Genomic DNA, 25,335 nt, shown 5'->3' with positions numbered 1-25,335 from the left:
GGAGTCGGGCTGTATGGTCCCGACGAACCGATGACGACGGAGATGCATTGCTGGCTCGTCAAGAGCGAACCCTACAAATACTCGTTCGCCCAGCTCCTCGCCGACAAGCGGGCCGTCTGGGATGGCGTGCGCAACTACGAAGCCCGAAACAACCTGCGCGCCATGAAGAAGGGCGATCTCCTGCTCTTCTATCACTCGAACGAAGGCAAGGCCGTCGTCGGGATCGCCCGCGTCGCCCGCGAAGCCTACCCAGATCCCACCGCCGCAGGCGAAGACTGGAGCGCCATCGACATCGAGCCCGTCATCGCCCTCAAAGCCCCCGTCGAGCTCGAAGTCATCAAGAGCGATCCGTTCCTGACCGACATCGCCCTGCTCAAGCGCTCCCGCCTCAGCGTCGTCCCCGTCTCAGCCGAGCACTTCGAACACGTGCTCGCCCTCGGCAAAACAAAGCTCCCTGTCCGAAAAACGCGGCGGACTTGACGAAAGGCCCCCCCCGGGGCAACGCTGCGCGCCGTGATCCGCCCCAGCCTGCGCTCGCGCACCGCGTTCACCCTCGCCGCACTCCTCGCGGCCTCCCTCGCCGCCTGCTCCAACGTACAAGTCACGTCAGCCGTCACGAATGAGCCCGTCTGCGCCGATTTCACGCTCGGCGGCCCCAACAACAAGATGCGCGGCGGCCTACGCCAGCCAGTCCGGATCACCGTGCTCGACGGCGACGATCAAGTCGCGCGCGTCCTTCTCCTCGGCAAACGAGCCGAGGCAGACCCCGGCGTGCGGCTCGTCCTGCCGGACAAGGACGCCGAGTACAAGGTCGAGTGGTCCCAGTGCAGCAACGAGCGCGCCTCCGTGCCGCTCCGCGCAGGCAAGACCCCCGAGCGCGAGCTGACGACCTACGAGTGCGGCGAAGCCAAGGTCTACAAGACCGACCCCCTGGCCACGAAAAAAGGCGACCGCGCCTCCCACGCGTTCACCTTCCAGCCCCCCCCGAACCCAGCCTGCTGGGTCGACGAGCGCCCCGCCGAAGAACCCCCAAAGCCCGCCGCCGTCCCCGAACCCCCCCCGCCCGCCGAACCCGCCGACGCAGGCGCCGACGACGCCGCCCCCGCCGACGCAGGCGACGCCGGCGACGCCGGCACGGACGCAGGCGCCGCGAAGCCGGCCGACGGCACGAAGGACAAACCAGCCGAGGCACCAAAGGTCGAAGCACCGAAGGCCGTAGTGCCCCAGTCCGCGCCCGAAGCCCCGAAGCCTGCGGCGACGCCGTAGCGCTGGAAGGCGTTGCGCTGGGGCGTTGCGCTGGGGCGTTGCCCCAGGCCCCAGGAGGGGGCTGTCCGCCCCCTCCACCCCGGACCAGCGAGGCGCTGGACCCAAGCTCGATGAACTGCGCGATGCGCAGTTCATCGAACAGGCCCGGTTCAAGACCAGCAACGACCCTGCCCACCGAGACAGCCGCGTGGCGGGTTCGGCTGGCGACCAGGGTTGTTCGGCGGCCTGTTTGAAAAACTGCGCGCAGCGCAGTTTTTCAACCCCGGGTCCAGCGCCTCGCTGGTCCGGGGTCGAGGGGGCGGACAGCCCCCCGCGGGGTCCGGGGCAGCGCCCCGGCGCGATGGCTTCCGCGTGGGGTGGTTCCCGTGCATGTCTATGCCGGACCATAACCCGTTGCCAGCATTGTGCGTCGACCAGTTGAATGGCGCCGCCCCGGACGCCGCGCCTGATCCGTGCGCCCCCTGCCCACGGGCCTCTCGCGCACGAAAATTGCCGCTGTTCCCCGCCTGAATGGCGATCATCGAACAGACGTGGACGTTCTTTCCGGGGCGCTCGTATAGCCAGGTCGAGCTCTCCGAGGCGCTCCCCCGGTGGCTCGATGGACGCGCCCTCGGGCTCGCCCGCCAGCTCTTCCGGAGAAGCGCGGTCGAGCGACGCAACATGGTCATCACCCCGGAAGAGCTCGTCTCCGTCGGCCGCTCCTTTGCCGCAAAAAACGAGCTCTACCGCACGACCGTCCGTGACGCCTGCGGCGCGCTCGCCCGGCGCATCGCCGAGGGGACGACCGAAGACGAGCGCGACAGCATCGACCTCGTCATCACGGCTTCCTGCACGGGATTCCAGATTCCGGCGATGGACGCGACGCTCGTCGCGGCGCTCTCGCTCTCGCCGAACGTCCGCCGCATCAACCTCACGCAGCACGGCTGCGCGGGCGGCGCCGCGGCCCTCGCGATCGCGCACGAATGGCTCGCCGGCCGCCCCGAGGCCCGCGCCCTCGTCGTCTGCGTCGAGCTCTGCTCGCTCACCTTCTTGCCCGAAGATCGAAGCGAGGAAAACCTGGTCTCCGCGGCGATCTTCGCCGACGGCGCCGCCGCCGTGATCCTCGCGGGCGAGCGAGCCGAGCGGCGTGACGCGAGGGCGCCGGCGCTCCGGGTCCGCGACACCTTCCGCGAGCTCTTCGCCTGCACCGAGCACTTCATGGGCTTCGAAGTCCGCGCGGAGGGGCTCAAGATCAAGCTCTCGCGCGACGTCGTCGCCTTCGCCGAGCGTGGCCTGCCGGATCTCTTCTCGCGGGTGCTCCGCCGGTTCGACGTGCCCGACCCGAGCTGCCTCTCGTTCGGCGCGGTGCACCCCGGCGGCCGGCGCGTGCTCGAAGCGCTCGAAGATCACGCGCGGCTCCCGAAGAGCGTGACGCGCACGAGCTGGGACACACTCGAGCAGCACGGCAACATGTCCTCGGTGACCGTGCTCGTCGCGCTCGATCAAATCCTGCACGAAGAGGGCCCGCGCGGGCCCGGCGCGCTCGGGCTCGTCACCGCCTTCGGCCCAGGGTTCTGCGCAGAAATCGGCCTCCTGGAGACCACCGCCGGCCAATGAGCGAGAGGCCTCCGCTCGGGATCGTCGGCGGCGGGATCGCAGGCCTCGCCGCAGCCATCGCAGCGGCCCAGCGCGGCCGCGAGGTCATCGTCTGGGAGAGCGGCGTCATCGGCCGCGACAAAGTCTGCGGCGAGTTCCTCTCCCCCGAAGCCGAAGAGGATCTCGACGCCCTCGGCTGCGGCGATCTCACCTCCGCGCTGAAACCCGCGCCGCTGCGCACCGTGGCCCTCTTCGGCGCCGGCGGCGCGCGCCTCGACCTCACGCTCCCCGGCCGCCCCGCGCTCGGCCTGACGCGCGCAGCCCTGGAAACCTTCCTCGCCCGCCGCGCGCAAGACGCCGGCGCGACCGTCCTCGAACGCACGCCCGTCCGCGCGCTGGCCCCCAAGCCGCCACGCACCCTCGAAATCCAAACCCAAGCCGGCGCGCGCGCCGTCCGCGGCCTCGTCCTCTCGATGGGCAAACGCTCCCCCCTCGACGCCCCCCTCGCCCTGCCACGCGCCCGCGCCGACCGCCCCACCTTCGTCGCCCTCAAAGCCTACTGCGCGCCCACGCCCCTCGAAGCCGACGTCGAGCTCTACCTCGTGCCCGGCGGCTACATCGGCGTAAACCCCGTCGAAGACGGTCGCATCGGCATCTGCGCGCTCCTCGACAGCGACGCGCGCCCCGACTGGCAAACCCTCGAAGCCCAAGCCACCCGTCACCCCGCCCTCGCCCAACGTCTCGCCGCCCTCGGCCCCCCCACGCAAAAACCCCGAGGCCTCGCCCGCTTCGGCTTCGGCCCCCAAGCCATCGCGCGCACCTGCCCCACCACAGGCGTCCCCCTGCTCTTCGCCGGCGACGCCGCACGTCTCGTCCCCTCCTTCACAGGCGACGGCATGGCCATCGCCCTCCGCAGCGGCCGTCTCGCCGCCCTCGCCACCTTCTCCCCCGACCCCATCCACGCCTACACCCGCGCCTTCTCCCGCGCCTTCACAGCCCGCTTTCTCGTCGCCGGCGTTTTGCACGGTCTCCTCCTGCGCCCGCCCATCTTCGAGCTGCTCGCGCCGCTGGTGGGTCGTGCGCCAAGGGTCGTCGACATGTTGTATCGCGCGACGCGGGGGTGAGGAGGGAGGGAGGCGTCGCGCCGGGGCGCCGCCCCGGGCCCCGCGGGGGGCTGTCCGCCCCCTCGACCCCGGACCAGCCAGGGGCTGGACCCAGGGTTGAAAAACTGCGCTCCGCGCAGTTTTTCAAACAGGCCGAGGAAGAAGCCGGGGGGCCAGCAGAACCAGTAGCGCGGCTGTCTTGGTGGGCAGGGTCGTTGCTGGTCTTGACCGGGCCTGTTCGATGAACTGCGCATTGCGCAGTTCATCGAGCTTGGGTCCAGCCCCTGGCTGGTCCGGGTGCAGGGGCGGACAGCCCCTGCTGGGGCCTGGGGCAACGCCCCAGCTCCGCGCCTGTGCCTTCACGGGTCGGCCTCGTGCCTGCGTGACGGCAACGTCTGCCGCGGCGAGGCGAGTGTGTGCATTTACACGTCGGCGCGCTGCATTCCTGCGGTCGGTGCTTGCATCCATGGGTTCGATGTGTGCCGTCACACGTCGAGAGTCTGCCTTGGGGGGGACTGAGTGTGCCTTTGCGGGGAGAGGGGGTGCCTTCGCGGGTGGATGGCGTGCCGTGGCGGGGTTTGGGGATGCATCCATGGGGGAGGCGTTTGCCGCGCAGGGGCGGGGGCGTGCAATCGAGTGCTTTCGGCCATGAGGAGCCGGCCGTCGCGGAGAATCGACCGCGCCCGGTCGAGGCGCCCGTGCCCGGCCGGATTGCAGCCCCCCGCAGGCATTGTGGCCCCTTGCGCAAGACGTCGCAGCGGGCGGCACGCGACCGTCGTACGCAAGGCCAGGTCCGCGGGGGCTTGGCCGGGCCTCGCGCAGCGCATCGAGCAGACCTGGACCTCGACTGGACAGGCTCCGGCCGAGCCATGTACGCTCTCTCGCGTTCCGAAGCGTGCAAAGGAGCATGCCCACACCATGGACACGAACGTGCAGGCCCAGGTCGCCGGAGCGTGGGGGGCGCGCGTGAGGCGGTGGCTGGCGATAGCGTCGGTGATGGCGCTGGTCGCTGCGTGTTCGTCGGCCGACGACCCTCCGCTTACACGATGCGAGCGAAAGGCGATTGCGTGCCAGAACAGTTGTTTCAAAGCGGGTGGGGGCTCGGCCTGCCTGAGCTGCTGTTCGACCAATGCCGCCGCCTGCGCAAGAGGAGAAGATTATGGATTTTTCGGGTGCCCTGGTATCGAGTAGCAGCGGGATCGGCTCGTCGGCGTCACGGAGGGGGCCCCTCCATCATGCTTGAACGAGTGCGATTCGCGCTCTTCGTCGGCGCCTGCGTGATGTCGAGCCTGGGTTGCGAGCAAAAGCCCAACAAACCCGCGCGACCCAAGAACGATGCTGGACAAACGATCCTGCGGGTCGAGTGTGACGTACCCTCGCAGCAATGCTTCACAGGCTGCATCAAGCGTCAAGAGGAGCGGTTTTGTCCTTCGTGTTGCCTCGACCAGTTGATGTTATGTGACGACGGCCATCCCTACTCCTTCGAGTCGTGCGACGCCGCCGACAGCAGCTCGTCTCCCCTTCGTCCTCCCTTTCAAAAGTAACGGCCTCGTTATCACATGGGCGGGCCACCGTGGGGCGCACATCGTGCCGTGCGTACGCGGCTCGACGCGCGCACGGACTCGCTGCTGGTTCGGCTGGCCCCCCGGCTTCTTCCTCGGCCTGCTTGAAAAACTGCGCATCGCGCAGTTTTTCAACCCTGGGTCCAGCGCCTCGCTGGTCCGGGGTCGAGGGGGCGGACAGCCCCCCGCGGGGTCCGGGGCGGCGCCCCGGCGGCGGCGGCGCTTCCCTGCGGTTTGGGGGTGAGGACTCGCCTCGTTTGCACTATATGGGGCGCTTCCAGGATTCCCTTCGCTCCTCCGAGGTTTGCCCTGAGCGCTGCACCTTCTTCCCGCCGTTCGCCCGAGCGCCTGTTTGACCGGCTCGGCCGCTTGCAGTTCGAACGCCCGCTCGTCCCGCTCCTCGTCGCGGCGGCGCTCACGGTCGTCTCGGTGGTCCTTGCGTTGCGGCTCACCATCCAGACGGGGTTCGAGTCGCTCTTGCCCTCCTCTCGCCCGAGCGTGCAGGAGCTCAATCGGGTCGCTGCGCGCACGGCGGGCGTCTCCACGCTCTTCATCGTCCTTGAAGGCGGCCCGAACACGCCCACGATCGCGCTCCGACAGGCGGGGGATGCTCTCGTGCCTGCCCTTGCGGCTGTGGGCGCGCCCTGGGTGGGCAGCGTCGAGGATGGGGTCCATGAGGCGCGCGCCTTCCTCTCGCCTCGCGCGGGCCTTTATGCGGAGACGAAGGACCTTGAAGGCCTGCGCGACGACATCGAGGCGCGGTATGCTTACGAGGTCAACAAGGCCACGGGCACCTTGCTCGATGAGAGCGAAGAGCCTCCGGCGCTCGACGCCGAGAGCATCAAAAAGCGCTTCAAGCTCGGCACCGAGGCCACGCCCGATCGTTTCCCCGACGGCTATTACCAATCGAAGGATGGCAAGACGCTCGTCGTCGCTGTCCGCTCCAAGGTCATCGGCAGCGATTTCTCGCGGGGGAGCGAGGCCTTGCGCCGCATCCGCGAGGCCGTCGTTCGGGTGAACCCGGCCTCGTTCCACCCCGAGATTCGCTATGGCTTCGGCGGTGACCTCCAGACGGGCATCTCCGAGTTTGCCGCGATCAACGCGGACCTCACCGAGGTCGGCCTCTTTGGGGCGGCGCTGCTCGCGGGCGTCGTGTTCCTCTATTACCTCCGCATCCGCACCCTCTTCGCCATGCTGATCACCATCGGCATTGGCGTCGCGTGGACGTTTGGCGTCACCGAGCTCTTGATTGGCCATTTGAACATGGCCACGGGCTTTCTTTTCACGATCGTCGCGGGCAACGGCATCAATTTCAGCATCATCTACATGGCGCGGTACCTCGAAGCGCGCAGGGACAAGGTCCCGCTCGCCGAGGCGCTCGATCTCGCGCGTCGGGAGACCTGGCGCCCCACGCTCACGGCGGCTGCCGCGGCCGGCGCGGCGTATGGCTCGCTCGGCGTCACCGAGTTCCGCGGCTTCCGCGATTTCGGCGTCATTGGCGGCATTGGCATGCTCCTCTGCTGGATCGCGACCTACCTCGCCCTGCCGAGCATCCTCACGCTGATGGAGCGGCTCCTCCCGCTCGATCGCGAGGCCAAGGGCGTCTGGGGCCGCATCCAGCGCGCCACGCAGGGCGGGCTCGCGTTTGGCCGTCCGTTTGCGGCCCTCGCCGAGCGCGCCCCGCGCTTGCTCACGGTCCTCGGCGTCGCCGTGGCCCTCGTCGGCGGCGCCGTTGCGGTCTTCTACGTGAAGAGCGACCCGATGGAATACGACCTCCGGAACCTGCGCACCGACGCGAGCGCGCGGGCCGAGGAGATTCGCCTGAGCACGCTCGCCGAGCAGATCACTGGCTACGTCGGCACGGACGGCATGGCCATCCTCGTCGATCGCCCCGAGCAGGTCGAGCCTCTGCGCGAGGCGCTTGATGCGAAACGCGACGCCGCGCCCCCGGGGGAAAAACCTTTCGAGAAGGTCCACGCGCTCCAGGACTTCGTCCCCGCGGCGCAGGCCGAGAAGATCCCGATCCTCGAAGAGATCAAGCAAAAGGTCCTGAAGGCGCATCGCCGCGGCGTCATCCCGGACGCGGACTGGAAGACGATCGAAGAGGTCTTGCCCCCGGACGACCTGAAGCCGTTCGGCATCCAGGACCTGCCGGCGGGCCTCGCGCGTGCGTTCACCGAGACCGACGGCACGCGCGGCCGCATCGTCTACATCAGCCCGACCGAGGGCCAGACCGTCGACGACGCCCATTACCTCTTCCGCTGGGCGAACGCGTATCGACGCACCGTCTTGCCGGACGGCAGCGTGATCCTCGGCTCGGGCCGTGCGGTCATTTATGCCGACATGTGGGCCGCCGTCATCGACGACATCCCGCCCGCGGTGCTCTTGTCGCTCCTCGGCACGGTCCTCGCGGTGCTCGTCGCCTTCCGCCGCGGCCTCCCCTCGGTCTACGTGCTCGCCGCCTTGCTCGTCGGCATCGGCTGGATGGCGCTCGCGCTCGTCATGATGAAGGTCAAGCTGAACTTCTTGAACTTCATCGCATTGCCGCTCACGTTCGGCATCGGCGTCGATTACGCGGTGAACATCGTGCAGCGGTATACCCGCGAGGGCACGGGCGGCGCGATGGCCGCGGTGCGCGAGACGGGCGGCGCGGTCGTGCTTTGCAGCCTCACCACGGCGCTCGGGTACATGGCGCTCGTGCGCTCGAATAACTTCGCCGTGCGCAGCATGGGCGTCGCCGCGGTCATCGGCGAGGTCACCTGCCTCTTCGCCGCCGTGATCGTCCTGCCCGCGGCCCTCGTGTGGATGGACCGAAAACGCGCGTAGCAGACGCTTCCCTTCGCGGCCGGCTCGTCTTATCGTGCCGCCGTGACAAAGCCCGAAGATCGAGGTGGGGGAACGACGGAGCGCAGTGGCTCGGGGCTGCGCTCCGCGGCGAGCCTCCTGTTCACGGTGGCGCTGCTCGCGGCGACGGGCGCGGCGCTTTACAACGTGTTTGGCGTGAGCGTGGAGATCGAGGCGCTCGCCTCGGAGACCGCGTGCCAGGGCCAGGGGCCCGCGTGCAAGGCGCAATTCACCTACTGGGAGCGCTCGCCGATCGCGCACACGTTCGCGATGCAGACGCCCCAGGGCAATCACCCCGTGGTGTGCAAACGCGAGTACATCCTCGCGGGCGCGTGGAGCTGCAAGGGCAAGGACGGCGCCGCGACGGCGACGGCGGAGCCGAGCCCGTCGGCCTCCGCCGCGCCGTCGACGAAAGCGCCGGCGAAGGCGGGGCCGGCGAAGACACCGGGGAAGACGCCCTGACGAGGGCGCGGGCTCAAACGAGCAGCGCGCCCTCGAATTCGCCGTAGCCGCCGGGAATGAAAAAATCCTTCCCCGGCTGGAGGCCAAAGGCGCGGATCACCGTCGCCGCGATGTCCTGCGACGTCGGCGGCCGCGTCGCCTTCGTACCCGACTCCTCGATGAGGTTGACCGGCGCGCCGAGCGGCGAGCCAGGCGCCGTTTCGTCGTAGCCGCCGAGCATCTGGTTCCCCTTCACGCTCCCGCCGACCAGGATGCCACACGTGGCCGGGTGATGGTCCGTCCCGTCCTGCGGGCTCCGCGCGAACGTGCGCCCGAAATCGCTGTAGATGTAGACCAGCGTCTCGTCGAGCAGCGAGCCTTGCCCCGAGGACGCGGGCGTGAGTTGCATCTCGTTGAGCACCTGGCCAATGGCTTCGAGCGCGATCCGCAGGTGGCTCGTCTGCGCGCGCGCGCCGCCCGAATAATGCACGTCGAACCCGGTGTTCGCGATGCTCGTCGCGCGCAGCGTCACGCTCGTCACGAGGTTCGACTTGAGCAGGCGCAACGCGAAGTCGAACGAGCCGCCCGCGAGCACGCTCCCGCAGACGTCGGCCGATCCGATGCACGCGGTCTGGAACGGCCCGCCTCCATAAAGCGGATCGGCCTTCAGGAACTCGAACCCCTTCGTCTGATCGAGCACGGAGAGCACGTCCCGCGCCACGGTCTTGCTGAGGCCCGCATACGTGTCGTGGATCTGCCGATAAAGCTCGTCCGTCCCCTTCGTCGAAAGGCCGTTTCGGTCGCGGATCGCTTCGAGCACCGCGCGATCCGTGATCGTGAGCGGCAACGTCTCGCCGGTGGGCGTGCCGTCGAACGCCATTCCCTCCACGTCCGTCCGGGTGCGGAGGCCGTCCCACGCGCTGTTCCGGCGGTCCGAGATCGTGGACTCGACGAGCGCGAGGCTCGTGAGCGTATACGGCGTGGCGAGCGAGGGCAGGTCCAGCGCCGCCGGCAGCGTGCCGCCGAGCGACGCGTTCGGGACGGGTCTGTCCGGGAAATACGCCGCCATGTGGTTCGCGATCACGGCCTGCACGCTGGGCGCGCGGAAGGTCGAGCCCGCGACGCCGCACATGCTCGCGATGATGCCGCTCCCGTGCGACGCCGTGCCCTGATCGGCGCCGACGAGCACGCAGGTGCGCTCATACAGCTTGTACTTCGGATCGACCCACGAATAGCCCCACGGGCGATAGGTCTGCGTGCCGCCGGAGAGCGGATTCGAGCCCGTCGTGTCGGCGGGGTTCGCGTCGTTCCAGGACACGGGCCCGCGGAGCTTGCGGGTCGGGTTCGTGGACCCGAGGTCCGCGGCCGTCCCGTCGAAGTTCCGCACCTGCTCCTTCGAATACCCGAACGGGTGCACGCCGCCGTCGGGCGGCTGGATGAATTTGTCGATGCCGGCGCCCGTCAGCGGCGTGAAAAAATGCTCCCAGTTGCACCCGCCGTCGAGCCAGATGCAAAGGAGCTTCGTGGGCCCGCTCGGGGGCGGCGCGGCGGACGCGCTTCGCACGGCGAAGCGGCCGAGGAGCGCGAGCTGGGAGGCCCCGAGGGCGGCGAGGAGGAATGTTCGGCGGCTCGTATTCATCGGGGCTCTCAGTAGAAGATCCAGTCGGGGTGGCGAATGAAATAGGAGCACGTGCCAATGTAGGCGTTCCGCGCGTCCTTCTCCATTTCGAGGGGGACGAACACCGTGGAGAACACGCGATCGACGTCCGCGTCGGTCGCGTCCACGGCGTGGAAATGCAGGTACCAGGCGCGGAGGACGGCCTTCACGCTCGCCGCGTCGGCGCTGCCCGTCTGGACCGAGGCCCCGGCGGGAAGGAGCGCCGGATTGCCCGCTTTGTCGAGCGCGAGCGCGCACCAGCGCTGCGAGACCTGCGTGATCACGCCGAGGAAGCTCGGGGAGACGGTGCCATCGGCCTTGAGCTGGTTCGGCGCCGAGCCGCCCCCGAGCGCGGCGTACCGCTCGACGGGCAGGTTCTCATAAGGCCCCGGGATCGAATCCGGCGACGTGAAGGGATACCCGTCGTCGCTCTGGGCCGTCTTGTGCGGGATATCGAAGCTCGACGCGGCGACGTAAAAGTCGTCGTCCGACAGGCCGAGCTGCTGGTAGAGGGCGCGCCCGACGTCATCGGCGGAGAGCCGGGTGATGCGGCGGGCCTCGATCGACGGCAGAGGATCGGCGGTCCGCGCTTCGAGGTTCGTCACCCACGCGCGGATCTGGGCCATGGTCATCTTCGTGGCTCCGCTCGCCGCGATCTCGGCGAACGGCGGCCCCGCGATGGGCATTTGCTTGAACGCGCGTGTCCCCTTCCCTTCGAGGAGGCGAATGAGCTCGCTCGTATCGGGCTTGCCCGGCACGACGACCGCGGCGTTGTAGACGACGAGCGATTCGAAGGCCTCGATCGACGCGAAATACCCGCGCGCCCCCGTGACATGGCATCCCTGGCAGGACGGGGCGAGCGCGTCGAACACTTCCTGGTTTCGCGCCCGCTCCTCGGGCGTCGGCCCGCCGCAGGGGTTGCTCTCGTCCCCTTCGCAGCTCGCGACCCCGAGGGCCACGACGAAGGGGGCGACGATCTTGAAAAGGATTCGTTTTCGCATGTCATTGCCCCCTGCGGAACGACGTGGACTGCGTCAGGGACTTGATGAAGGGCCGCACGAGCCGGCCCTTCGACACGAACGAGGCCGTGAGCGTCTCGAGATACCCATTCTCCGTCACCGGATCGATGTCACGCCCGAGGACACGCTCGTGCACGCGGCGCACGACGCACCGGTCGAACGATCCCGCGGCCACGATGAGCTTCGCGAACCCGAGCGGCCCCACGGTCCCGTCGCTGGTCTGCCCGAGCAGGGTGAGCTCCGGCGGCAGGAAATCGAGGAACAGAGCATAAGGATTGGCGTTCGCCTCCTCCTCGGTGGCGGGCGTGAGGAGCGAGCCCGGCAGGTACCACTTGTTCCATTGCGCGAACGGCTCCTCGGCGTACGGCCATGCGCCCGTGCGCCACGCGGGATCCCATTGCCAGTTGCCCACGCCGGGCATGTAGTACGCTGCGCCCCAGCCCTCGAACGCGTGGCCGGCCTTCGCATACCGCTTGAAGTGCATCGCCGCGGTATCGATGCGCGCGTGGCAATGCTGGCACGGGCCTTCGCGGCCGGGATCGGTCTCGTACGTGTTGAACGCGACGTCCCCGCCCGGCGGCAAGAGCTGCTCGCAAGCGAGGGTCTCGAGCGCGCGCGCCGCGCGCAGGCGCTCACGCGGGTACGTGTCGAGGAAGCCGAGCGAGGTGAGCATGCCGGCCGAGGGAAAGCCCTTCGAGGTGCCCGGATCCTTGCGCGGATCAAACGTGTACGCGCGCTCCTTCAGGAAGAACATGTTCCGCGCGGAGATCGAATACTCGCGCCACGCCTTTGGATCCTTCGCGTCGTGACGCGGATCCACGGCCGCGCCGGCAAAACTCGCCGGGTTCCACCAGCTCTCGTCGTCGAGCACGTCGAGCGCGCCGCCGGCGAGGGATTGGTTGACGTGGGCCGCCTGGACCTCGGTCGGGCCGACGGACGAATCCGAGAGGATGAGGTCGGTCGCGGGCCGGTTGTGCCAGACGAGGTGCGCGAACAGGCGCGCCGGCTCCTCGGCGAGCAGGCGCCGCTGGCCGTCCGGGTTCGTCGCGATGTACGGGGCATGGCCGGGATAGGTGCCGGGATCGAACCAGCAGCTCACGGCGTTCTTGCCGCAGCCGCAGGTGCCCTCCGCGCGCTGGTTGCATTCGATGTCGACCGGCGCGCCGTTCGGCTTGATCTGGCCGGTGTTCGTCGTATTGGCCGCGCTCCCGACGAGCGTCACCGAAGTGCCCGGCGCCCACCAGGGCTCGACCGTGGTCTTCGCGGCGCCGGCGGCGCAGTTCACGTCCGGGGAGGCAACGTCACGGAAATAGTGAAGCGCGCCCTCGTTCGCCGTGCCCGCTTTGCACGCGGTCAGCACGCGTTGCTGCTTGGGCCCATATTCCGGCGCGTCGGCCGTGCGCGGGATCAGCGGGAGGTTTACCCACTTGCGCGCATGCTCGAAGGTGATGTCGTAAAACCGTGGGTCTTCGAGGGCCTCATCGATGAAGCCGTCGACGTACACGAACTGCGCCTCGGGCGTCGCCAGCGCGAGGAGCGCCTGCATTCGCTCATCGGTCGGGGGCACGCCGAGCAGGGCAATGCTGGCGCGTCGGAGCAAACGGAGCGGGGTGAGCTCGTCCTCGGGCTCCTCGCGCTCGGGCGTGACGCCGTCACCTGGGTTGACCGTGCAATCGGGTTTTCCCGAAGAGGAAGCAGGATCCCCCTGGGAACACGCGACGAGCGTGATCCCGAAAAGGAATGTGTACCTGTGCATGATGCGCGGCACATTAAGGGCCGCGTCGACACGCGTGCAAGAAAGCGACGCGCGCGCCTCCGCGGCGCCTCACTCCCCCGGCAGAAATCGCGGCACGCGCAGCAAGCTGCTCGTCGTCTCGTCGGTGCTGCTCGAACGCCAAACGGCGATGTAATACAGACAGGACGTATCGAGCGTGAACTGCTGGATGGCGTCCGGCGAGGAAAAGATCTGCACCTGCCCGCCCCCGGTCTTGGGAATGCGGTTCATGATGCGCGCCTGGCCATTGGCCCAGTACAGGTAATTCTCGTCCTGCGCCATTGCGGGGGCGAGGTCGCTGCTGGCGAATGGCCACTCCGTGAGGGTCTTCGCCTCACTCCCGTCCTTCCGGGCGCGCACCAGGCGGACGGGGCTCGCGTTCGTTGCAATCCAGAAGAGGAACGTCGAATCGGCAACGAAATGCGTGGTGGCGGCGCCATCGATGACGAGGAGCGCGCCGCCCTCCTTCGGCGTCGCGTGAAAGCCCGGCATCGACCAGAGCACGCTGGCCGACCAGTATAGCTTGTCCTCGTCCGCGATCATGCGCGGCACCATGTCCGGCGTGAGATCCTTGTCCTTGGCCAGGGTATCGGGCGTGCCGCCCGACTTCGAGACCCGCCGCACGGCTTGATCGGCCAGAGCGATCCAGTACACGAACGATGCGTCCACCGCGATCGACATCGAGCCCTCCTCGTTGTCCGCGAGGAGGCTCGTCCCGCTCCCGTCCTTCGAGGCGCGCATGACCCGATCGCCGTCCATGAAATAGAGCGAGCTCGCATCCGCGACGAGGGACTCGGTCCAGGCCGACGCCGGGACCACCGTCTCGATCGCCCCGCCGGCCTTGGGCACGCGCAGCACCGCCCCCCCGGCGCCATACTGGGTGAAATACACGTGATCGCCGTCGGCGAGCACGCCCGAGAGCCGCTCGGCCCCGCTGACGAGGACCACCGGCGCCTCGCCGGCCGTGCAAAGCGGGGCCTCGCAGACGCCCGCATTGCAGGACCCGCCGCCGCAACACGCCGCCGACGTGCGGCACGCCTGCCCCTCGGCCGCGCAGACATCCTCGCTCCGCTTGCTCTCCGACAGCTCCGTCCGCGCCCCGCAGCCGGCCCCGACGAGCCCGACGACGAGCGCCGCCATCACCTTCCTGTTCGCCATGAAAGCTCCTGCGCTGAAAGATCCGTGCAACACGACGTTCATTCGCGTACCACGACCGAGCACACGACGCTCGTCGCCGCGCTGATCGTTACATGCTGTCGCGTGGTGTGGGGGGCGCGCGTGGCGTGACACGCCCGCGCGCGATGGAGGCGGCGCATTCCCGGGTCGCGCCCCTGAACATCGCGGCGAACACGGCCTCGCGGGCGAGGACGAAGCGCGCACGGCAGCCCTTCGTCGTGCTTCAGGTCCGGCTGGCCGCTCGGAGCCGAGCGGCCGCGGGGCCGTCGTCACGGACGTAACTTTGTGCTTGCATGGTTTGATGTCAAATCATATATCTCGCATAGACATTTTGACCTCAAACTTTCTACGCGGAGGCTGCGTGGCGGAAACAAGAGCTCCACAGACGAACAAACTGCGTGTGTTCCAGCGCAAGGACATCGACAACATCCCCCAGCTCGCCGCGCTGCCGGCGTCCGAGCGGGAGGCGATGAAGGTCGTCTCCGCGGTGCTCCCATTTCGGGTGAACAACTACGTCCTGGAGGAGCTCATCGATTGGAATCGCGTCCCGGATGACCCCATGTACCGCCTCACGTTCCCTCACCGGGAGATGCTGAGCGACGACGATTATCGCATCGTCGAGGCGCTCGTCCGCGAGGACGCGCCCGCGAACGTGGTGCAGGCGGCCGCGCGCGAGATTCAGACGCGGCTGAACCCGCATCCGGCCGGTCAGATCGAGCTGAACGTGCCCCTGCTGGACGGCCACCCGGCCCGTGGAATCCAGCACAAATATGCGGAGACGGTGCTCTTCTTCCCCACGCAGGGGCAGACGTGCCACGCGTACTGCACCTACTGCTTCCGCTGGCCCCAGTTCGTCGGACTGGACGACCTCAAATTCGCCAGCAAGGAGGCGGGGGATCTCGTCCGGTACGTCGAGGCGCACCCCAGCGTGACGAGCGTGCTGCTCACGGGCGGCGATCCGCTCGTGATGCGCACGGCGCTGCTCCGTCGCTACATCGAGCCGCTGCTCGCGGTCCCGCAGATCGCCTCGATCCGCCTCGGCACCAAATCGATGGCCTACTGGCCGGCTCGGTTCTTCGACGACAACGACGCAGACGACCTCCTGCGCCTGTTCGAGGACGTCGTCGCCGCCGGGAAAAACCTGGCGTTCATGGCTCATTATAGCCATCCGCGGGAGCTGTCGACGCCCGCCGCGGAGCGCGCGATGCAGCGCATCCTCTCGACGGGCGCCACGGTGCGGTGCCAGGCGCCCCTGATCCGCCACGTCAACGACGACGCCAGCGTGTGGGAGACGATGTGGCGCCGGCAGGTCCGCCTCGGCGCGATCCCCTATTACATGTTCATCGAGCGCGACACCGGCGCGCGCCATTACTTCGAGGTGCCTCTCGTCCGCGCGTACGAGATCTTCCGGGACGCATACTCCCGGGTCTCGGGCCTCGCGCGAACCGTGCGCGGACCTTCCATGAGCGCATTGCCTGGCAAGGTCGCCATCGACGGCATCCCGGAAATCCTGGGGCGCAAGGTCCTGGCCCTCCGATTCCTGCAAGCGCGGGATCCCTCGTGGGTCGGGCGCCCGTTCTTCGCGCGCTTCGATCCCCGCGCCACGTGGTTCGACGCGCTCAGGCCCGCGTTCGACGAGCCCGAGTTCTTCTTCCAGCCCTCGCTCGAAAGAATGAAGCGCGCGCGGCGGACGACCGGAGCCTCGAAGCATCGGCTCCCCATGCACGACGACGTGGCCTGCGCCTGAGCGCACGACCGCCCGGGGGCGGCTCCGCCATCCGACAAACCACTGGCCCGACGAGGAGGATTCATGTGCGGAATCGTGGGAGCGTTCTCCCCCCAAAAACCGTTCGACAAATTGCCGTTCACGACCAGGAACCTCGACCGCATCCACCACCGCGGTCCGGACGCGCAGGGCTTCTACGTCGATGATCACGCGATGCTGGGGTTCCGCCGGCTCGCCATCCTGGATCTCGCGGGCGGCGGGCAGCCGCTCTACTCCGAGGACGAGCAGATCGTCGTCCTCATCAATGGCGAGATCTACAACCACCACGAGCTGAGGCAACGGCTCGCCGACAATCACCGCTTTCGCTCCCGGGTGGACGGCGAGGTCCTCGTTCACCTGTACGAGGAGCGCGGGCTCGATTTCGTGAACGAGCTCCGGGGCATGTTCGCCTTCGCGCTCTACGATCGCAAGAGGCGCCGCCTCGTCCTCGGCCGCGACCGGGCGGGTCAGAAGCCGATGTTCTACCAGTGGAGCCATGGGTCGCTTCGGTTCGCGTCCGAAATCAAACCGCTCCTGCAGGACGGCGACAAACCCGCTGTCAGCCGCGCCGCCCTCGCCGAGTACCTCCGTTTCGGGTACGTCCCCTCGCCGCGGACGATCCTCGAGGGGATCCACAAGCTGCCCGCCGGCTCGGTCCTCGTCGCGGATGCCGGCACGACCCCGCGCACGATCGATTACTGGAAGCTCCGCTTCTCGCGGGACGACGGCCGGACGGTGCCGCCACGCGAGGCCGAGCAATGGTGCAAAGATCTGCGGAGCACGCTCTCGTCCGCCGTGAAGATGCGCCTGGAGAGCGAGGTGCCGATGGGCTTCCTCCTGAGCGGAGGCGTCGACTCGGCCAGCGTGTTCGCGCTCGGCGTGGGCGGCCTCGACAAACGCCGGGCCCAGGCCTTCACCATCGGCTTCCGGGGCGCTCCGATCGACGAGTCCGAGGCCGCGGCCGAGGTGACCCGCCGATACGAGGCGAAGCATCGGATCATTCACCTGGAGCGCAGCGAGGCGACGTCACTCGACGAGATCCTCCATCGCGTGGAGGAGCCGGTGTCGACGGACGCGCTGCTCCCGACGGCGTGCGTCTTCGAGGCCGTATCCCGGGCGAAGGTGACCACGGTGCTCTCCGGCGAGGGCAGCGACGAGCTCTTCGCCGGCTACACGAAGTTCGCGCGGGCCACGCGGGATCCGGAGCTCGAGCGCGTCGGCCCGCTGGAGCGGTATCTGCGTCACGAAGAGTTCGTCTTCACGGCGGAGGAGCGCGCGACCTTGCTCGGCGAGGACATCGTCGATCCCCGCTTCGACGAGCTCGAGCGCGAGGCGCGGGAGCTCGATCCGCTCTCCCAGATGCTCCTCCTCGAGACCCGCCTTCGCTTGCCCGATCGCATCAACCTTCGGCTCGATCGGACGAGCATGGCCCATAGCATCGAAGCGCGCGCGCCTTTCATGGACCACGGCGTGATGGAGTTCGCCGCGACCCTGCCCCACGCGGTCCGTACGGGGCCGAACTTCAACAAGCACGCGCTCCGCCATGCCATGCGCGATGCATTGCCCGAGGTCGTCTTGTCCGCGCGCAAGGCGCCGTTTCACGCCCCGGACACGTGGTTCACCGACGCTGGGCAGGACGAGGCGCTCCTCGGCCCGGACGCCATCGCCGAGGCGGGCCTCGTGAAGCCGGAGCCCGTGCAAGCGCTACGCGCGCGGGCGCGCGCCGGAGACCGGGCGGCGCAGGAGCGGGTCTTTTCGCTGTACGTGCTGCACGCCTGGCACCGGGCCTTTTATCGCCGGCTCTGCGCGTGATCGCGGGCCGCTATTTGTCGCCGACCGTCGAGTGATACGTGAACTTCTTGCCCTTGAGCTGCACGATCACGAGTGGTTTGTCCGCGTTTCGCTCGGCGTTGATCGCGATCTTCCCGGTGGCTCCCTGGAAATCCTTCGTCTCGGCGATGGCGTCCCGGATCGACGCCGGGGTGTCGCCCTTGGCTCGGCCGATCGCGTCGGCGAGCAGCTTCGCGGCGTCGTACCCCTGCGCCGCGAGGGCGGAGGGCTCCCTCTTGAAGCGCGCGGCGTACGCCTTGACGAATGCCTGCGAATGAGGCCAGGGCACGTCGGGGGAGAAATGGTTCGTGAAGTACGCCCCCTCGATCTCCTCGCCCGCGTCGGTCACGAGCGAATCGGCGTGCCACCCGTCCCCGCCGACGAACTGGCTGCCGGGAATCCCGGCCGCCTTGGCCTGCCGCGCGATGGGCACCATCGCGTTGTAATAGACCGGCGCGTAGATGATCTCGGGCCTCGCGTCGCGAATCTCGTTCAGGTACGTCGTGAAGTTCGTCTCGTTCTTGAGGAAGCTCTTTTCGAGGACGACCTCGGCGCCGAGCTTCTTGGCCTCCCTGCGGAACTCGTCCGCGAGGCCCGACGAATAGAGATCGTCGGAGGCGAAGAGGACGGCGAGGCGCTTCTTGCCGAGCGTCTCGACGACGAACCGCGCGCCGACCTGGCCCTGCTTGTCGTCGGTATAACAAGCCCGGAAGACGAAGGGGCCGACCTTCGTCACTTCCGCGTTCGTCGCCGAGGGCGCGATCATGGGGATCTGGTTCTTGTTCGCGACGATCCCGGCCGCCTTGGATCGGGCCGAGGAGACCTCGCCGAGCAGCGCGACGACCTTGTCGCGGTTGATGAGCTGCAAGACCTTGTTCGAGGCCTCCTGGGGATTCGACTTGTCGTCCTCGAACAGGAGCTTGATGGGTCTGCCCTTGACCCCGCCCGCCGCGTTGATCTCGTCGACGGCCAGCGCGATCCCCTCGCGCGTATCGACGCCGAACGAGGTATCGGCGCCCGAGAGGCTCAAATAGACGCCGACCCTCCATTCGTTCGCCGACGCGCCTCCGGAGCCCGCGCCGCTCCTGTCGCACCCCGGCGCGGCGAGCGCGCTCGAAAGCGCGCCACACGCGAGCGCCGTGATCCATTCCCTACGCCCGTATTTCTCACCCATCGCTGGCCCTCGAACGGTCGCGGTCCCACGCTCGTCCCTCCATGACCACAAGAAGAGCGTTTCTGCCGGATCGACCGCCAATCCGAGGGATCGACCTTATCATCCATTCGATCGGGCGGACAGCAGGAACGTGTCAATTTCGCCCGTCCCCGACGATTTCACATTTCGCGTACAATCGGCGGCGGAGCTCCATCGTTCATTCGATTCGACCAGCAGAAACCGCAGAAGCTCCCGTCCTTCCGGGCGCGCGCGAGGCGCCCCGAGGTCGCGCGGACGCCCCGCTGCCGGGTCAAAGATCTTTACAGCATCGAACGCCGGTCGAATAGTCGAAGTAATCGAACGGATGCGCCCGCACCATGGAGGCACAACCGTCCTTCTTCGATCGCGCGTAAAACCCGCCGACGAAGGTCCCCTCGGGATCGTCGATCCACTCGTCGATGTTGCCGACCATGTCGGCGATGCCGTCGCCCTCCCACCGGCTCGTGCAGGCCCGCGTCTCGCCCGTGCGGCGGAGGAGCGGCTTGTCCCCGGCCTTCACCGTGTTGAGGCGTGGATCGCTGTGACCGATGCTCGGATTGCCGTGGAGCAGCCCCGCGGGGTGCGCCTCGCGGAAGATGTTGCACTTGCCCTGCTCGTACGTGTCGCCATAAGGAAAGTTGCGGTCGTCCTCGCCCCGGCACGCCGTCTGCCACTCCGAGAGCGAACAAAGGCGCTTGCCCGCATTCTTGCAAGCGAGCGCGGCGAGCGGCCCCGTGAGGTAGCCCTGGGGGATCCGGCTCTTCTTCGACATCGCCTTGGGCTCGAAATTGCGCTGCGCTTGCCACGGCGGCAGCGGCGGCAGCGCCATCTCCCGCGCCTCGGTGGGCCCCACGGTGAGGCGCTCCTGCTCCCATAGTTTCTGGATCGAGAGCGCCTGCTTGCGGGAGGGCACGTAATACGGCGAGAGGTCCTGCCCCGTCTCCGTATCGATGAGGCTCGCCTCGTACCGATCGACACAATAACTCTTCTTCACGCGCACCATCTCCGGCGGACACGTGGGCGTCGCCGGCTCGACGAGCGCAAAATCGTCGGGCCGCTCGGGGAGCGCCACGGGAGCGGGCGCAGAGGCGGACGCGGCGGCGGGCTCGGGCGCGGCGGCGGACGCGGACGCAGCGGCGGACGCGGCAGGCGCGGGCACGGCTTCGGGCTTTTTGTCCTCGCACGCCGTCAGGAACACCACGCCGGCCAGGATCATGCAGGCCAGAGACTTCATTGAAAGGCATGCCCCCACGGGTCGCGGCCCGAGGGCTCCGGGCAGAGGTAACGTCGGACCACGATCCAGTGGTGCATCGGATAGAGGATCGTGTCTTCCTTCATCGACAAACCCATCCGGCTCGTCTGCGCGCCGGGGAACGGCGTCTTCGGGTAGAACGGCACGATCCCCGAGAGCGCCTCGTACTCGTCCACGAGCCCCAGCAAATGCCCCGCCTCGTGTGCGATCACCGGCAGGGACCAGCCGCTCCGCAGCGACCAGAAATACGGCGTCCGCCCGCACGTCGTCGACAGCGGCAACGTGAGATCCACCGGCACGCCTTCCCGCGCAGCCTGGTCGTGCGGCAAGAACGTGAAATCGTACCGGACCGGCAAACCATATCGCTCGGCGTCCCGGTTCCAGTACTGCTCGGCCTCCTCGGACCAGCGCGCGAGCAGCGCCTCCATGTTGCGCCGCGTCCCCGCCACCCGAAATTCTCCCGAGGCCGGGCACGCCACCGTCGTGTTCGATCGGGAGAACGGGACGCCCCGGCACACGACCTCCCCCTCGTACCGTTCTTTCCCGTCGCAATCGGCGAGCTCCAGCGTCCCGCCCTCCCGCGGGAGCACCACCGCGAACCGCGCGGACACCTCCCAGCGCCCCGGCGCGCCCCCGCGCGCCCCCACCCGCCGCACCTGATAATGCATCGGGCCAAAAAAGAACCGATAATGCGGCATCGACCCGCGAATCGTACGCTCGCCTTCCTCCACGTCGCCGAAAAAGACCTCCCGCGGCGACGGCGCACACGTATAAGCGTCCTCCGCCAAGGTCGTCGCGAGCACGTCCCGAAAGGTCGCGCGCGCCTCGGCGCCGAGCCCGGGTGTCATGGACTCGAGCTCACGCGCGACGTCGTCGGCCGGCAAGAATCGCGCATCGAACCGCGACGCCGTGCATCCCGAAGCCGCGATCGCACTGAAAACGACGAGCGCCGCGGCACGAGCAGGCTTTGGCCCTCGCCATCCGGCGCTTTTCCTTGCCTCGTCCCTTCGCATCGGGCTACCACCATGGGCCCCACGCGCGCTGCTCGGCAATCCGGATCCGGACGAGGGGCAGGCACGTAGGGGGGAGACCCCGACACCCCGGGGGGAGACGATCATGGCGGGGGGAGGTTTCGCACGAAGCGCTCGAAGTCGCGACTTCCCTGGGGTGACGGTACAAAAAAGACACGCTCGGAACGGAGATTGACCATGAGCATGAACAAGATGATGGCGACGCTTGCAGTGGGCGGGATGATCGCGGGCCTCGCGGCGTGTGGCGGCAGCCAGGCGCAGCCCGAGAACGCCGACAGCAAGGCGGGCGCCGAGGCCGGCACCGAGGCCAAGTGCAGCGGCGCCAAGGGCGGCGAGGCCGGCGGCGAGCACAAGTGCTCCGGCGGCAAGTGCAGCGGGTCGAAGGAAGCCGCGCCGGCCGACGGCGCCGCCCCCGCCCCGGCCGACGCGCCGAAGTGATTCGAGCGGCCCCCCGCGCCGCTCGAGCCCGAAGGGCCGCCGCTTCCACCTCGGGTGGCGCGCGCGGCCCTTCGTTTTTACACCGCTGCCCCGGAGAACCGCGATGACCGCACCCGACCGCATGCGCCTCGGCCTCCCCGACCTCGGGATCGGCGTGGGCCTGCGCCTGCCGCACTACGAGGAGATCTTCGAGACCCGCCCCAAGGTCGGCTGGCTCGAGATCATCAGCGAGAACTTCCTCGTGCCCGGCGGCGTGCCGCTCGCGAACCTCGACCGCGCCCTCGCGCACTACCCCGTGATCCAGCACGGCGTCTCGCTCTCGATCGGCGGCACGACCCCGCTCGACTTCGACTTCCTGAAGAGCCTGCGCGCCCTGCTCCGCCGGACGAAATCCCCCTGGGTGAGCGACCACCTCTGCTGGACCGGCGTCGCGACCTTGAACACCCACGACCTCTTGCCCCTGCCCTACACCACGGACGTCGTCCGCCACGTGGCCGCGCGCGCCCGCATCGTGCAGGACACGCTGGAAGTGCCACTCGCGCTGGAGAACGTGTCGAGTTACCTCACGTACACGTCGAGCGAGATGACGGAGTGGGACTTTTTCAGGGCCGTCGTCGAGGAAGCGAACTGCGCCGTCCTGCTCGACGTCAACAACATCTACGTCTCGTCGCAGAACCACGGGTTCGATCCGAACGCGTACGTCGACGCCATCCCGGCCGAGCGTGTCGTGCAGATCCACCTCGCCGGCCACACGAACTACGGCGACTACATCATCGACACGCACTCGGGCCCGGTGATCGATCCGGTGTGGGATCTCTACCGCCGCGCGATCCGCCGCATCGGACCCGTCTCGACGCTGATCGAGTGGGACGAGGACATCCCCCCGCTCGCGACGTTGCTCGCCGAGGCCGAGAGGGCGCGTATCGTCCGCGAGGAGGCCCTGTCCCATGCGAAATGATCTCGCCTCCGTGCAAGCGTTCCTCGCGAGCGTGATCCCCGGCCGCACGAAGATCCCCGACGATCCGGCCCTCGCCGAGACCGCCGCGCGCTTCGTCACCGGCAATGCGCGCCTCACGCCGGCCGCGCAGGTCGACATCTACCGCCGCCAGTTCTGGTACCGGCACCGCGAGATCCTGAACGACGACTTTCCGGCCCTCGCGCGTCTGCTCGGCGAAGCGAAGATGGACGCCTTCTGCCGCGACTTCCTCGACGCCCATCCGCCCGCGCACGCCCCGTTCCGCAAGATGATCGAGCCCGTGCCGAGCTTCGCCGCGACATGGCCCGGCTTCGAGACGGACGCAGGGCGCACGTTCGCCGCGGACATGGCGCGTTACGAGATCACGATGCTCGACGTCCGCGCCGGCGCCGACGCGCCGCCGCTCGATCCGCAGAAGCTCGCGGGCCTGCCAGAAGACGCCTGGGAGCGCGCGCGGATCGTGCTGCATCCCGCGGCCCGAAGGCTCGTGTTCTCGTACCCCGTGCACCGCCTCCGCAAGGCGTGGCTCGTCGCGGGCGAGCCGGCGATCCTGCCGGAGGCCCCCTCGCCCGCGCACATCGTGCTCTACCGCAACCGCGAGCTCGTCACGCACTTCGAGGAGCTCGAGCCCGAGGCCTTCACGTTGTTCGGCCTGCTCGACGAGGGCGTGCCGCTCGTGCCCGCGCTGGGCCGCCTCGCCGAGCCCTTGCCCGAGGCGCAGCAGCAGCACGTCGCGGCGAACGTCGGACGCTGGTTCCAGCAGTGGACGGCCCTCGGCCTCGTGGTCGACGTCGACCTTCCTTCATCTTCGTAGTTGCAGAGAGCCCCGACCATCGGACACGGTAGGAGCCACGTACGGGGGGGCCACGGTCCGATGAGGGAGAACGTCCACCAGAAGACCCTCGACATCCGCACCCGCGGGCGAGGTCTCTACGACGTCACGAGCGCGGTCGCCGCCGTGCTCGACGACGCCGGCGTCACGATCGGCCTCTGCTCGCTCTTCCTTCAGCACACCTCGGCGAGCCTCGTCGTGCAGGAGAACGCGGATCCGGCCGTGCTCCGGGATCTCGATCGGTGGATGGCGCGCGTCGCGCCCGAAGGCGCCGGCTACGAACACGACGCCGAGGGACCGGACGACATGCCCGCGCACATCCGCGCGGCCATCACCAGCACGAGCCTCACGATCCCGATCACCGCGGGCAAGCTCGCGCTCGGGACGTGGCAGGCGATCTACGTCTGGGAGCACCGAACGAGCCCGCACACGAGGCGCCTCGTGGTCACCGTCCTCGGCGCATCCAAGAGCCCATGAACGCACGCACATCGATCCTCGTCCGCGCCCTCGTCGTCCTTCCTTTGCCCCTCGCGCTCGCCGCGGCGCTCGTCTCCGCCTGCGCCGGTGGCCTCCCCGGCAGCCTCGAAGACGGCCGCTTCGCCACGTGCGAGTCGAACGACGACTGCATCGCGCGCGACGCAGGCACCGAGGCCGGCATCTGCTGGAACCTCCGCTGCGTGCAGTGCCGCTACGACACCGACTGCGCCGCGGGTGCGTACTGCGCCGACAACCTCTGCAAGACGCTCGACCCGAAGCCGGCCGAGGAGCAAGACCCGACGGACGCGAACGCGAAGACGATCGACGAGTGCATCAAGGCGTGCACCGACAAGGAGTGCATCGACACGTGCAACGCGCGCTTCCCCGACGCGAAGAAGAAGCGGAGGGGGCGTTGACGTTCGTCGAGACGGCCAAGGGCATCTTCGACACGGCGCGCATCAGCGTGCCCACGGTGCTCGACGCTGCGACGGGTCGCCTCGACGCCGAGGCGTGCGACGAGCGGCTCGCGTGGTGGTCGAGGAAGCTCTTCGCGGACGCGGAGGTGAGCCTCGTCGTGCGCGGGCGCGAGCACCTCGGCGAGGGCCGCGAGACGTTCATCGTGATGTCGAACCACCAGAGCCTCTACGACATCCCGGCGCTCTACCGCGCGATCCCGGACCGGCGGCTGCGCATGGTGGCGAAGGCGGAGCTCTTCGACGTCCCCGTGTGGGGCCACGCGATGAAGGCCGCGGGGTTCGTCCGCGTCGAGCGTGGCAACCGCGCGCAAGCCGTCTCTGCGCTGCGCACGTCGAGCAGCATGCTGGAGGAAGGATCGCTGCTCTGGATCGCGCCTGAGGGGACGCGCAGCACGACGGGGATCGTGGGCCCGTTCAAGAGCGGAGGATTTCACCTCGCGCTGGAGACGGGTCACCGCATCTTGCCGGTGGCGATCGACGGCACGCGGGACGTGCTGCCGGCGCGCGGGACGATCGTGCGCAAGGGCAAACGTGTCGTCGTGACGATCCTGCCGCCGATCGATCCGAACACATACGGCAAGGAGCACCGCAAGGAGCTGACGGCCGCGGTGCACGACGCGATCGTCGAGGCGATGGGGCGCTAGAGAGA

22 protein-coding genes are annotated in these 25,335 nt (G+C 68.6%); 15 read left to right on the top strand and 7 right to left on the bottom strand.

Annotated features, from left to right (window positions below; all coding sequences use genetic code 11):
* Positions 1–42 precede the first annotated feature (42 nt).
* The 7 genes from QHF89_RS12295 (at position 43) to QHF89_RS12265 (ending at position 8,812) form a co-directional block, all read left to right on the top strand.
* Positions 43–480, top strand: a complete 438-nt coding sequence (locus QHF89_RS12295; protein WP_136968687.1) for an EVE domain-containing protein — start codon at positions 43–45, stop codon at positions 478–480.
* Positions 481–513: 33 nt separating this feature from the next.
* Positions 514–1,266, top strand: coding sequence for a hypothetical protein (locus tag QHF89_RS12290; RefSeq protein ID WP_284720402.1), 753 nt, complete (start codon positions 514–516; stop codon positions 1,264–1,266).
* 510 nt (positions 1,267–1,776) lie between these two features.
* Entirely contained in the window at positions 1,777–2,862 is a 1,086-nt protein-coding gene (locus tag QHF89_RS12285) for a 3-oxoacyl-[acyl-carrier-protein] synthase III C-terminal domain-containing protein (protein ID WP_136968552.1), read from the top strand.
* Complete coding sequence (locus tag QHF89_RS12280; RefSeq protein ID WP_136968551.1) at positions 2,859–3,965, top strand: NAD(P)/FAD-dependent oxidoreductase; 1,107 nt, start codon at positions 2,859–2,861, stop codon at positions 3,963–3,965. Before QHF89_RS12285 ends, QHF89_RS12280 begins: the two co-directional genes overlap by 4 nt.
* Positions 3,966–5,179: 1,214 nt before the next feature.
* A complete protein-coding gene (locus QHF89_RS12275; RefSeq protein WP_136968550.1) occupies positions 5,180–5,488 on the top strand; it encodes a hypothetical protein in 309 nt (102 codons plus the stop codon).
* Positions 5,489–5,875: 387 nt separating this feature from the next.
* Complete coding sequence (locus tag QHF89_RS12270) at positions 5,876–8,332, top strand: efflux RND transporter permease subunit (protein ID WP_284720401.1); 2,457 nt, start codon at positions 5,876–5,878, stop codon at positions 8,330–8,332.
* Between the two features lie 42 nt (positions 8,333–8,374).
* Positions 8,375–8,812, top strand: coding sequence for a hypothetical protein (locus tag QHF89_RS12265; RefSeq protein WP_136968548.1), 438 nt, complete (start codon positions 8,375–8,377; stop codon positions 8,810–8,812).
* Positions 8,813–8,825: 13 nt separating this feature from the next.
* Here QHF89_RS12265 and QHF89_RS12260 read toward each other — a convergent pair whose 3' ends face one another.
* From QHF89_RS12260 to QHF89_RS12245, 4 genes are all read right to left on the bottom strand, one after another.
* Entirely contained in the window at positions 8,826–10,430 is a 1,605-nt protein-coding gene (locus QHF89_RS12260) for a DUF1501 domain-containing protein (RefSeq protein WP_136968547.1), read from the bottom strand.
* Positions 10,431–10,438: 8 nt separating this feature from the next.
* Complete coding sequence (locus tag QHF89_RS12255; protein ID WP_136968546.1) at positions 10,439–11,449, bottom strand: hypothetical protein; 1,011 nt, start codon at positions 11,447–11,449, stop codon at positions 10,439–10,441.
* Between the two features lies 1 nt (position 11,450).
* Positions 11,451–13,223 (bottom strand): hypothetical protein, encoded by a 1,773-nt coding sequence (locus tag QHF89_RS12250; protein ID WP_136968545.1) that lies wholly within the window; start codon positions 13,221–13,223, stop codon positions 11,451–11,453.
* 69 nt (positions 13,224–13,292) lie between these two features.
* Positions 13,293–14,399 (bottom strand): hypothetical protein, encoded by a 1,107-nt coding sequence (locus QHF89_RS12245; protein ID WP_136968544.1) that lies wholly within the window; start codon positions 14,397–14,399, stop codon positions 13,293–13,295.
* A gap of 379 nt (positions 14,400–14,778) precedes the next feature.
* Between QHF89_RS12245 and QHF89_RS12240 the strand changes: the two genes are divergently transcribed.
* Positions 14,779–16,164 (top strand): KamA family radical SAM protein, encoded by a 1,386-nt coding sequence (locus QHF89_RS12240; RefSeq protein ID WP_136968543.1) that lies wholly within the window; start codon positions 14,779–14,781, stop codon positions 16,162–16,164.
* Between the two features lie 75 nt (positions 16,165–16,239).
* Positions 16,240–17,994 (top strand): asparagine synthase (glutamine-hydrolyzing), encoded by a 1,755-nt coding sequence (gene asnB / locus QHF89_RS12235; RefSeq protein WP_284720400.1) that lies wholly within the window; start codon positions 16,240–16,242, stop codon positions 17,992–17,994.
* A 10-nt stretch (positions 17,995–18,004) separates the two neighbouring features.
* Here asnB and QHF89_RS12230 read toward each other — a convergent pair whose 3' ends face one another.
* From QHF89_RS12230 to QHF89_RS12220, 3 genes are all read right to left on the bottom strand, one after another.
* A complete protein-coding gene (locus tag QHF89_RS12230) occupies positions 18,005–19,186 on the bottom strand; it encodes an ABC transporter substrate-binding protein (RefSeq protein ID WP_136968541.1) in 1,182 nt (393 codons plus the stop codon).
* 289 nt (positions 19,187–19,475) lie between these two features.
* The gene (locus QHF89_RS12225) at positions 19,476–20,438 is read right to left on the bottom strand and encodes an SUMF1/EgtB/PvdO family nonheme iron enzyme (RefSeq protein WP_136968540.1); all 963 of its coding nucleotides are present in this window, start codon (positions 20,436–20,438) and stop codon (positions 19,476–19,478) included.
* On the bottom strand, positions 20,435–21,340 hold the full coding sequence (locus QHF89_RS12220) for a hypothetical protein (protein WP_136968539.1): 906 nt from the start codon (positions 21,338–21,340) through the stop codon (positions 20,435–20,437). Before QHF89_RS12220 ends, QHF89_RS12225 begins: the two co-directional genes overlap by 4 nt.
* Positions 21,341–21,664: 324 nt before the next feature.
* Between QHF89_RS12220 and QHF89_RS12215 the strand changes: the two genes are divergently transcribed.
* From QHF89_RS12215 to QHF89_RS12190, 6 genes are all read left to right on the top strand, one after another.
* Positions 21,665–21,925, top strand: a complete 261-nt coding sequence (locus QHF89_RS12215) for a hypothetical protein (protein ID WP_136930839.1) — start codon at positions 21,665–21,667, stop codon at positions 21,923–21,925.
* A 103-nt stretch (positions 21,926–22,028) separates the two neighbouring features.
* On the top strand, positions 22,029–22,883 hold the full coding sequence (gene bufB, locus QHF89_RS12210; RefSeq protein WP_284720399.1) for an MNIO family bufferin maturase: 855 nt from the start codon (positions 22,029–22,031) through the stop codon (positions 22,881–22,883).
* Positions 22,873–23,715 carry an HvfC/BufC family peptide modification chaperone gene (locus QHF89_RS12205; RefSeq protein ID WP_136968538.1) on the top strand — a complete coding sequence of 281 codons (843 nt, stop codon included), beginning with the start codon at positions 22,873–22,875 and terminating at the stop codon, positions 23,713–23,715. Before bufB ends, QHF89_RS12205 begins: the two co-directional genes overlap by 11 nt.
* Before the next feature lie 60 nt (positions 23,716–23,775).
* A complete protein-coding gene (locus QHF89_RS12200; protein WP_136930841.1) occupies positions 23,776–24,210 on the top strand; it encodes a secondary thiamine-phosphate synthase enzyme YjbQ in 435 nt (144 codons plus the stop codon).
* On the top strand, positions 24,207–24,626 hold the full coding sequence (locus tag QHF89_RS12195) for a hypothetical protein (protein ID WP_136930842.1): 420 nt from the start codon (positions 24,207–24,209) through the stop codon (positions 24,624–24,626). Before QHF89_RS12200 ends, QHF89_RS12195 begins: the two co-directional genes overlap by 4 nt.
* The gene (locus tag QHF89_RS12190; RefSeq protein WP_136968537.1) at positions 24,623–25,330 is read left to right on the top strand and encodes a lysophospholipid acyltransferase family protein; all 708 of its coding nucleotides are present in this window, start codon (positions 24,623–24,625) and stop codon (positions 25,328–25,330) included. Before QHF89_RS12195 ends, QHF89_RS12190 begins: the two co-directional genes overlap by 4 nt.
* The last annotated feature ends 5 nt before the right edge of the window (positions 25,331–25,335 follow it).

Source organism: Polyangium sorediatum, from assembly GCF_029946465.1.
Lineage (GTDB): Bacteria > Myxococcota_A > Polyangia > Polyangiales > Polyangiaceae > Polyangium > Polyangium fumosum.
This window is presented reverse-complemented; position numbering and strand designations above follow the sequence as displayed.